This is a genomic window from uncultured Chryseobacterium sp., assembly GCF_913776365.1.
In the GTDB taxonomy this organism is placed as follows: domain Bacteria; phylum Bacteroidota; class Bacteroidia; order Flavobacteriales; family Weeksellaceae; genus Chryseobacterium.
This window is the reverse complement of the sequence record NZ_CAJYMO010000260.1, coordinates 1-10772: the sequence shown is the minus strand read 5'-3', so window position 1 is coordinate 10772 and position 10772 is coordinate 1. Positions and strand designations below refer to the sequence as shown.

General features: G+C 42.4%; 9 protein-coding genes. 2 read left to right on the top strand and 7 right to left on the bottom strand.

The window, feature by feature from the left end:
• The first annotated feature begins 1 nt into the window (after position 1).
• Positions 2 to 94, top strand: a complete 93-nt coding sequence (locus QZ735_RS13440; protein ID WP_294249342.1) for a DUF6427 family protein — start codon at positions 2 to 4, stop codon at positions 92 to 94.
• 5 nt (positions 95 to 99) lie between these two features.
• Positions 100 to 684, top strand: a complete 585-nt coding sequence (locus tag QZ735_RS13435; RefSeq protein ID WP_294249339.1) for a DUF3109 family protein — start codon at positions 100 to 102, stop codon at positions 682 to 684.
• A 584-nt stretch (positions 685 to 1268) separates the two neighbouring features.
• Here the strand turns inward: QZ735_RS13435 and QZ735_RS13430 are convergent.
• The 7 genes from QZ735_RS13430 to QZ735_RS13400 form a co-directional block, all read right to left on the bottom strand.
• The gene (locus QZ735_RS13430) at positions 1269 to 4133 is read right to left on the bottom strand and encodes a pitrilysin family protein (RefSeq protein WP_294249337.1); all 2865 of its coding nucleotides are present in this window, start codon (positions 4131 to 4133) and stop codon (positions 1269 to 1271) included.
• A gap of 312 nt (positions 4134 to 4445) precedes the next feature.
• Positions 4446 to 5135, bottom strand: coding sequence for a hypothetical protein (locus QZ735_RS13425; protein WP_294249335.1), 690 nt, complete (start codon positions 5133 to 5135; stop codon positions 4446 to 4448).
• Between the two features lie 111 nt (positions 5136 to 5246).
• Entirely contained in the window at positions 5247 to 6581 is a 1335-nt protein-coding gene (locus tag QZ735_RS13420) for a trigger factor (protein WP_294249333.1), read from the bottom strand.
• A 138-nt stretch (positions 6582 to 6719) separates the two neighbouring features.
• Entirely contained in the window at positions 6720 to 7307 is a 588-nt protein-coding gene (locus QZ735_RS13415; protein WP_294249331.1) for a hypothetical protein, read from the bottom strand.
• A 19-nt stretch (positions 7308 to 7326) separates the two neighbouring features.
• Positions 7327 to 9720 carry a TonB-dependent receptor gene (locus QZ735_RS13410; protein WP_294249329.1) on the bottom strand — a complete coding sequence of 798 codons (2394 nt, stop codon included), beginning with the start codon at positions 9718 to 9720 and terminating at the stop codon, positions 7327 to 7329.
• 323 nt (positions 9721 to 10043) lie between these two features.
• On the bottom strand, positions 10044 to 10400 hold the full coding sequence (locus tag QZ735_RS13405; RefSeq protein WP_294249327.1) for a hypothetical protein: 357 nt from the start codon (positions 10398 to 10400) through the stop codon (positions 10044 to 10046).
• 119 nt (positions 10401 to 10519) lie between these two features.
• The coding region (locus QZ735_RS13400; protein WP_294249325.1) for a hypothetical protein at positions 10520 to 10772 on the bottom strand (253 nt) is incomplete at its 5' end.

The window sequence follows — 10772 nt, the reverse complement described above, 5'->3', positions numbered from 1 at the left end:
CCTGCCGAAATACTGGATGCAGGAAGTAAGCCTGTGGCTGATTATTTTCAGTTTAATCGGTTTCAAAGCCGGTAATTATTTTAATTTATTTTAGAAATTATGATTCAGATAGACGATAAATTGATCTCTGAGGAAATTTTTTCCGAAGAGTTTGTGTGTAACCTGACCAAGTGTAAAGGGGCATGTTGTGTAGAAGGAGACGTAGGTGCTCCCCTGGATAAGGAAGAGCTGGAAATTTTAGACGGTATCTTCGATAAAATCAAGCCTTATCTTACCGCGGAAGGAATCAAAGCCCTGGAAGAGCAGGGAACCTGGACTACCGACCCGATGGACGGTATGTACGTAACCCCGATGGTGGAAGACCGGGAATGCGCTTACGTGACCTTTGATGAGAAAGGCATTACCAAATGCGGGATCGAAAAAGCCTATGAAGACGGCGCCGTAGACTGGCAGAAGCCGATTTCCTGCCACCTCTACCCGATCCGTATAACGGAATACTCTTCATTTACCGCATTGAATTACCATGAATGGAGTGTCTGCAGCGATGCATGCACTTTAGGCAGAGAACTGCAGGTACCGGTTTATAAGTTCCTTAAGACCCCATTGATCAGAAAATACGGCGAAGATTTTTATGAAGTCCTCAGCGGTGCTGCCGACGAATGGAAGAAAGAATACGGTTCTTAACCGGGCTTTAAAATCCAGAATCCATATTGGAATACGACCGCAGAAAATTCTGCGGTTTTTTATTGATCATCTTCTGATGGAAGAGCCCTTATTTTCATTTGCGGCCGGAGGCATTATTGTCACGGGTATCCTGAGGTTTATTCTGAGCATACATTCCTTTTGTCTGTATAAAAAGAGAAACTTCTGTTAAAGAGAATGGATGAAAAATCATCGGTAGATTTTTTTTGTCACCTGTTCCTGGCTTTCCTAAGCCTATGGAACGCAATTGCCTTACCGGTTAAAAGGAAATTCCCAATGGGATGTAAACAGATGGATAAAAAACGATACAGTTCTGTAAAAAGGCAGAGATGGGAAGCAGAGCATAAGACAATGCTGTCATTTCTGTTCAATGCACAGATAGTGCTTACAACCATCCTGAAGACCGGTATTTAAATACGGTATTATAAAAAGCTGTACAGAGGATCATCATGGAAAACAACGGCGGTTTGTAACAGAAGAAAATGACAGGACAACTATTTCACAAAAAAACCATCCCGCAAGTATTGCGGGACGGTACATGTAAAGTGTATAATTGAAAAATGTAGTTACTGGGATACACCTGACTTTAATGTTGCAGCTTCCGCTTTTTCAGGCTGGGCCTTTTTCGCATTTTCCCATCCGTCTTCAGGCATCAGGGTCGCCACGATCCTTCCTTTGGTAAGGTATTTTTTACCGACCTCCTGAAGGTCTTTCACGGTAAGGGCTTTTACTTTCTGCTCATAATTCAGGATCTCATACTTATCGCTGCCGTCCATCTGATTTTTGGACAGGGCATTCATCCAGTACATATTCTCTTTCATGCTTGTCTTAAGATCATTGTATTCTCCTTCTTTATATTTGTCGAGATCTTTCTGGTCCGGGCCCTTGTCGATCAGTTTCTGCAGTTCTGCCAGCGCACTTTTGGTAAGCTTTTCCGCATTTTCCGGACCGCATGGGAAGTTGATGCTGAAACTGTAGTTGTTGAAGGGCACCCGGTACATTCCGCCTCTGGCTCCGCCGCCGTAGATACCGCTTTCATCTTCCCTCAGCTTTTCAATGACCTTGATGGTGGCCACTTCTCCGAGAGCTTCCAGGGCCAGAGCCTCCTTTTCATTGTACGGCGCCTCGCCCATATAGGTAATCTGCACCATGCTTTTAGGATCTTTTCCTTTCTTATAGGTTCTGGTGAAGTCTCCGTTCATCTGACGGTACCCCGTATCTTTGAAGTTCGCTGCTTTCCCGGTGGAAGGAAGGCTTCCGATATATTGTAAAACCTCATTTTTTAAATTCGCCTCATCGATATTCCCTACAAAATAAAAGTGGAAATTCCCGGCATTGGCGAACCGTTCCTTGTAAATGCCGTAGGCTTTTTTATAATCGGTATTGGCCCAGTCCTTTTCAAGCGGAATGATTCCGATAAACCTCGGGTTTTTCTGGTTCATGAATTTGGCGTGTTCGCTGGAAAAATAGAACTGCGGATTGGACAGCATGTTATCGAGCATCGCCGATTGCTTGGTTTTGTATGCATTGAATGATTCCGGATTGTAGTTCAGCCCGGTAAAATAGGCATACATCAGCTCCATAGCCGTTCCCAGGTCTTTCCGGGTTGTTCTTCCGGAAATGCCTTCATACAGGGATCCTACAGAAGGACTTACACTCACCTGTTTACCGGCCAGGTAATGGGTAAGATCGGCTTTTGAAAAACCGTTTACTCCTGCTTCGGTAAGAGCCGGAAAGGCAAACTGTGTGGTTTTGATGTCGGCATCCGAAATCAGGGATGTCCCGCCCATGCTTCTTGCAGCAAATACGATTTCATCGTCTTTAAAGTCCGTTTTCTTATACGTAACTTTGGCACCGTTGCTCAGCGTCCAGGTTGTGGTGCCTAATTTTTCATCCGTCTCCGTCTTGGCAATTTTCCCTTCGGACTTAAACGGTTTTACCAGATTCTTGATGGTTGCTTTTTCCTCGTAAGGCTTGAGGTCTGCCTTTCCTACCCCGTCGAAAGTATTTATGACCATTGCTTCGGTAGGCATCGTAATATTGTCTTTTTTCGGTCCGGTAATAATTACCACCCTGCTGTCGTCCTTTACGAGTTTTTTAATGACCCCGTTGGTTTGGGCCAGGGTAACGGAAGGAAGGAACTTTTTGGTATCTTCATATTCCCATGCAATGCCCGGCATCGGCTCCTGCTCAAGGAAGTTTCTTACATATTCGTCTACCAGGATATCGCTCTCCGTCTTATCGCGGTTATTGTAGGTTCTTTCCAGGTTTGAAAGCACCTGCGCTTTTGCCCTGTCCAGTTCCGTCTGCGTAAACCCGAACCGCTTTGCTCTCTCTGTTTCCTCGAGCAGAACTTTCAAGGCATTCAGCTGGTTTCCGTCCTTTACCATGGCAAATCCCTGGAATCCTTCCTTGCTCCTTGCATAGCTGCTTCCATGATATACCGAGCCGAAAGTAAACGGTGGATTGGTGGAATTCACCAGCTCGGCCAGCCTGTTGTTGAGCATCGTGGTGGTAAGGCTTTCGATAAGGCTTTGGTTGTACTGTTCTACCGTGACATCCGGCTGATAGGCTTCGGTATCTTTCATAATGAACTGTACCATGGAGCGGGTGGCATCCGGATCGGTTTCCACTGCCACCAAGGTTTCTTTATGGTTGGGAAGATCGAAGCTTTTTCTCTCCCTAGGCTTGGCCGGGTTTTGATATTTGCTGAAATTATCCTTTATTTTCTTTTCTACCTCATCTACATTGATGTCTCCTACTACGACAATGGCCATCAGATCCGGCCTGTACCAGTCTTTATGGAACTGGCGGATGGTTTCCGGCTTAAAGTTTTCAAGTACTTCTTTTTTACCGATCGGCAACCTGTTAGCATACTGCGAATTGTAGAGCAGTTTGGGAAGGTACTTATCAGACATCCTTTTGTCTGCTCCCAATCCCAGCCTCAGTTCTTCCAGCACTACGCCTCTTTCCTTGTTGATCTGCTCGTCGGAAAGCGTGGCATTGAATGCCCAGTCTTCCATCACTTTTAGTCCGGCATCCAGGTTTCCGGGTTTGTCAAGGGGAACCGGAAGCATATACACGGTTTCATCGAAACTGGTATAGGCATTGAGGTGCTGCCCGAATTTCACACCGATGGACTGAAGAAAATCTACCAGCTTATTGTCCGGAAAGTTCTTGGTTCCATTGAAATTCATGTGTTCCATGAAATGCGCAAGCCCTCTCTGGTTTTCATCTTCCAGGATAGATCCGGCATTGATGGCCAGCCGGAAATCAACTTTTTTTTCCGGTAAGGTGTTCTTTTTGATGTAGTATTTCATCCCGTTGGGAAGGGTACCGGTTTTCACAGAAGGATCGGCAGGAATGTTTTGTGCGAATCCGTTAGCAGACATCAGGAAGAGTACTGCAAATGAAGAAATCACTTTTCTCATATATGTTTATTATTAAGTTTCACAGGTTCAAAATCACGATTATTCACTCCATGAGGAAATGAAAGACACGTGTTTTCATTAAGTTTTTTTTATATAACGCTGAAAAAACAGGTTTATTTTGCCGGACCGGCAAAAATTCTGAATCGGGTTTTGATTTTTATATTCATCACTGGTTTCTTTGGGAATCTGATGCAAAAGTATAGATTATAACGGAACAGCAATTATACTTTTAGTTAAACTTGAGTTAAATAACTATACTATTAATAAAAAATCCGGGAATAACCCGGATATATTATGTTAAATACAAAGTATTTATTTAAAATCAGCATCTGTAACATCTGCGTTGAGCACTACTTTTGTCGTTTTGATCGTCATTTTCTGGCCGCCGCCTTCCGCCTCGATTTCCTGTGGGAACTTGATGCCCTCAATGCTCATGTAAGAATTGATTAAGGCATTTCCTTCTGCCGCTGAGGTCTTATACAGCAATCCTGTAGCTTTATCAAAATAGAATTTTCCTTTGGCAGAGGTAAGCACCTCATAGTCCTTTCCGTTCAGGCTCTCTACGGATACCGAAGAGTAATTGGCGGGATCATACGCCAGTGCATCGATTACCCTGCCTTTCCTGAGTTCTGCCATTTTATCGGCCGGGAGATCCTTTTTCATTCCCATCTGCTCGAAATAGCCCTTTTCTCCGTCAAAAAGCTGGACCATCTTCTGCCCCATCACCGACTGTTCAGATTTAAACTTATTGCCCATCTTCTTGGTAACCATTGTTACTTCAGCCGGCAGGCCGGCAGCGGTAATGGAGTTGTAAAGAACCACAGTACTGACACTCTGCAGCTTTTCCTTTCCGCCTAAGGCTTTGATGTAATTATCAATAACCTCTTTGGGAGTAGATTTAGATTTTTTCACGGTTCCGGCGGGAACCGTAGAAACCTGCTGCGCTGCTGCCGGAGCCGCGAAGAGGACAGCACAGAAAAACGGGATGATGATCTTTTTCATACGATAAGTTTAGGGTGTAAATATAGGGATATTGACTCATACATTTTTACCCTTTTCAATAAAAAAGCCCACCGGTAATCCTGCGGGCTTTATGATTCTGCAAAAAACAGATTATTTTTTAAGCTCTTCTAAAAACTCGTCGTGAGAGATCGCCGTTTCTTTTTTGGTTGCTTTCTCAAGGATCACGTCTTTCAGCTTGGTCATCGCTACTTCAGAGGAGATCTGTCTTACCTGTTCTTGGTCTTTCAGCATTTCAACAGCATATTTCTGGATTTCTTCATCCCCCAGGTGGTGGATTCCGTAAATTGCAAGCTGGTTTCTTACCAATTGCTCAGCCTGGCCCAGTACATCGGCATAATCCAGCTGGATGTTATTGTCAGTCATCAGTTTTCCTTCGATGATCTGATATTTCAGCTGGTTCTTCTCTGCTTCCAGGATTTCTTTTGCCTGCTCCTCAGACTGGATGTTCTGATTGGAAAATACCAACCATTTTACCAGGAATTCTTCAGGAAGCTTTACTTCTTCTTTTTCAGAAACCTGCTCCAGTACTTTGTTCACGAAATGAACGTCTGCATTCTGCTGGAAATATTCGTCAAGCTCGGTTTTTACTTTTTCTTTCAGTTCTTCTTCAGACTTGATGTTTCCTTCCCCGTATACTTTATCGAAAAGTTCTTCGTTAAGTTCGGCAAGGTTAAGAGAATAGAAGTCTTTTACTTTCACTTCCACTTCATTGTGGTGCAAGTGCTCAGCTTCTTCTTTAGAGAATCCTAATTCTTTTGCCAGTTCTTCGTTACCTGCAAGCGTTTCTTTGGACACCTTTACGGAACCGTCCATTTTAAGGTCCTTCACCAATTGGAAAGCTTCTTTGTTCTCGGCAGTAACGGTAACGTTTTTCGGCTGGTGGTGGTGCTCACCTTCAGCATTTTCTTCCACTACCTGAGAAACTTCAAGGGCAATGTAAGATTCTTCAGTGATGGCATCCTGAGGAACCTGCTCGGCAAAACGCTTCTGCATGTTCTCAATGCTCTTGTTGATTTCTTTTTCGGAAGCTTCCACTTTATAGTGCGGGGCTTCGTATTTTGCTAAATCTATGGTGAATTCAGGCTCATATCCTACTTCAAAGGCAACTTCCAGCTGATCTGCATTGTAATCGAACTCATTCACAGGCTGAGGAACCGGCTGACCTACCAGTCTCAGTTTGTTTTCGTTCACATAGCCGTTCAGGGCATCAGAAACCTGCTTGTTGATTTCCTCGAACGCAATTCCTGCTTCATATTGCTTTCTAACCATACTTAAAGGCACTTTCCCTTTTCTGAAACCAGGAACTTGCGCATTTTTAGCATAATTAATCAGTTGCTTCTCTACTCTTTCTTTGTAGTCAGATTTTTCCAATGTCACTGTAAGCAATGCACTTACGTCATCATGGTTTTTTGCGGTAACCTTCATTATTGATTAAAATTTTAGGTTGCAAAAATATAAAAATTTTATGAAAATCTGTTATTAAAATCAACTTATAGCGGTAAATGCCAATAAATAAAAAACCACTGACGGGGTCAGTGGTTCAACGTAACAAAATAAAGGATGTTAATTGGTTATATTGTAATTGGCCTGAGCATCTGTTTCACCGCCTGTATGAGCTCCGTACACTACTCCATTACCGCTAACCGCAGAGGACTCGGAAACCGTAACCGGCTCATGGAACAGGGTAAGTACCAACTGACTCGCCGCCGATGTATTTTTTACGGCAGTATTCACCACCCATTTTGTTTTCAATCCTACCCGCTTACCGTCTCCTCTGGTAGAAGAACTATCATCAGTACGGGTTAAAACAATATCGGAATTAGGGAAATTATACACCAGGAAATGTTCATCTTTTGCGCTTTTGATTTCCTGGGTAGCATCTTCATTGCCGTTCATGAATATTACTTCTACATTATAGGTATGCCCGTTAATTAGTTTCACGTTAGGATTGGTAGTACTGTTTACCTGATAATCATATACAACCGATGCGCCACCTGCTTCATCTGTTACTTTCAGCAATACATCGGAGAGTTCCTCCTGCGGAAGATCGTCTGCTTCGTCATCGCTTCTGTTACAAGAGGTAAGACCGAAAGAAAAGGTTAAAAATAAAAGTCCTGAAATAAAGGTGGTGTTTTTAAAAATATTTTTCATTGTTCTAAATTTTTAGTAGTTAAAATTGATATTTAAAAGTTAAAATAAAGTTTCTTCCCATATCGTCGGCAAAGAAACGAAGCCTGTTGAGATAGGCTCTGTAGGCCTGATTGAATATATTGCGTGCGGAAAAATCCACACCGAAATTTTTGGATAACTTGACCCCTGCCTGAAGATTCCACAAAGAATATCCGTTTGGAGGGGTGGAAATATCCACTTCCTGGTTATAGGCATTCCCTTCCGAGTCGAATCGCCTGATCGGAATATTATATACAGGAAACCGGGTCTGCTTCAGATACGTATTATTGCTTACATTGATGTAAAAATTTTTCCATTCTTTTTTACTGAATTCCAATGCATTATTAAAATTAGGAGGCATCATCATGATCAGCGGTACATCGTGGGTAAGGTCCTGTCCGTACACGTACGATGCGTTCCCTTTATATTCAAGATGATCCGATATTTTAAGCTGAACATCCAGATCGAGCCCATACATTTTTGCATCGATCTGCTCATATTTATATACTACAAAGGCACCTCCCCATTGTGTATTCTGATATCCGGACGGTATTTCATTAATGAAGTTTTTCGTGTAGAAGAAATACGGATTTACCGAAACGTTCAATCCTTTTAAAACATTGGCTTTTATATCCGCCACCAGATTAAACTGATTTCCTGTTTCACTTTTAATCCTCATGTCTCCCCGTTCAATAATCGCTGCCGAATGGTGCAGCCCGTCCGAAAACAATTCAGCAACATTGGGCGACCTGGAAACCCTGGCGTAATTAAGTTTCAGATTGAAATAAGATGAGGGATGATAAACAATCCCTGCATTGGCTGAAATATTATGATAACTTAGCGAAGGTTTTGTAAGAATCCTGTTCTGGTTAACTCTTACCTCGAAATGTGAATAATCCGCAGAATACTGCTTATTCCAATCGCTTAGGTCATACCATTTTGTTACTTCATAATGATCAAAATCGTACCTTCCGCCCGCTTCCAGATCTAAATAGGGTAATGCTTTATATTTAAAGACGGAGTAAGCTCCTCCATAATACCTGTCATAGTTAGGAACAAGACGTCTTGCTTCCGTCTGCGTATTTGAATAGTTATTCTGATATCCTGCATTTATACCGGATTCCAGGTTCCACTTTCCTCTTTCAATGATATGATCAATATTGAGGTCATTGGTAATGAGTTCGAGATCCAGTGCCGCCTTTTTGCTAAGCTCCTCTCCTCGGCGGATATCGAATTCTTTTCTATGGTTATACTGAAAACTATAAGTAGCCGTAATTTTACCGAAGTCGTTAAACCTCTTATACGCAGAAATTTTAGCTATATGATGCTCAATTTCCTGTTTCGGATTATCTATACTATAGCTGAAATCTCTCTGGTAAATTGGCTGAGGAGAAGTAAGGGCAAGATACAGGTCTTCAGAATTCCCGACATGAGAACTTCTGAGAATCCCTACGGTATTATTAGTAAGGTAGTAATCAAAAGAGAAGCCTTTATTGAAAGTCATTTTCTGCAGCCCGAAATTAAATCCGGAGCTCTGAAGCCCTGCATTCATGAGGCCATACATCGGGGCATCAAGATCTCCCAGCTTTTTAAAGCTGCCGTTGGTTTTTACAGCCCAGCCATCCTGCCAGGTTTTTGCCAGCTTCACGTTAAGACCAGCACCACGACCGTTGGTAATACCTGATAAGGAAAGCGCCCCCATCAGGGTATCCTTCTTGGGTAAAACCTGTGGCTGCAGTACCACTACTCCTCCTACAGCACCACTTCCATACTTAAGAGCAGATGCACCTTTTACAATATCGATATGCTCGAAATTGTTTACATCTACGTTGGGCGCATGTTCAACGCCCCACTCCTGCTCTGCCAGTTTAACACCATCATTAAGGATAGCTACTCTACTTCCGTAAAGACCGTGAATGATAGGTTTTGTAATATTATTTCCGGTTTTAAGAACATTTACACCGGAAACGTTCGTCAGCAGATTACCAAGATTTTCAGTAATATTCCTTGAAATGGTGGATCTGTCAAGGGTTGTCATAACCATACTTCCGTTGTTCCTGTGGCTTCCGTGAACCGTCACCGTTTCAATATCCCGGATATGGTGCTCAAGCGTGATTCTGAGGTTTGCATCCTGTGTAACTCCTATATTTTCAGTATAATCGTTACAGTCCGGATGCCTGGCCGTAAGGGTGTATTTCCCGGCGGGAATTTTACTGAACAGGAATTTCCCGTTTTTATCCGTGGTTGCAGAAAAATTCCCGAGGGTCACCACTGCATTTTCCAGCATGGTTTTGTCATGGAAATCCTGCACGGTACCTTCTACACGGTAGGCCTGCTGCGCATTTGTCAATACCAGTCCGCAAAGGACAAGCATTACACTGTATATCAATTTCATTGTGTAATAGATTGATTAGCGTATACTCAGAGAGTATACTTTACGTAAAAAGTTGAATGGACGGCTTTTTAACAGGCTGGTTTCTAATTGTTACCATGCTTCTGATGGCCAAGGTATAAAGTGCTGCCATATGATGTACAGAATACCGTTATGTATCGCACCGGATGCAGTATTCATGTACAGATTGTAAAGAGGCAGGGTACGACACATAAACAGGATCATAAGCCGGTTATTATCCGGATATTATGCCTCCGGCCATTATACGTTATGCATCATGAAACATTTAACTTTAATCCTGTTAAAGCCTGTAAAGAGGTATAAGATTATGCTACTGCGGGCGGCCCCCGGAGCTGAAAAGTGAATTTTGTCTGTGACCAGATTGTTTCCTGAACGGCAATAACCTGTCTGACTTCATGGGTATAGCTTTCAAAAGAGAAGCTGAATTCCTCAGGAACCAGGGTATGTCCGGTAGCCAGGAAATGACAGGCGAGACAGTCTGCGGCTTTCTCTTTCGCCGTATTTTTGGCAAATGTATTTTCCGATTTTTTAAAGCTGAAGTTTCTAAAGACATCTTCGGCACTGTGGCTGTGAAAGCTCTGGGAAAACAGCGCAAGAAAATAGATCCCGAACAAGAGTTTGGAGATAAAATTCTTCAGATTTCTGCTTTCCTTAAAAATCATGCTTCAAAATTATAAAAATAATTTAAGAATCCGGATTAAAGTTTTCTTAAAATTATTTATAAAAGGCTTATATCATTAAGCAGATGCCTGTTGCTGAATTTCAGATGACCAATATAATTCTACTTTTCATTGTTTTCCCTGCTTTCGTTAAGCAAATGCAGGAATCTTTCTGCCATATCCTTATCCGTAATCATTATGATTACACTATTTACAGAATTTTTACGGTAACTAAAAGTGTCTTTTATTTCAGCATCATTTATATTTTTATACAAATCGGCGATGTCGACTCGGAAAATTTCTGCGATATCAGGGATCAGACTGCTCCTTATATCGGTTACTCCTTCTTCCCATTTTGCATAGGTCCTTCTGTCA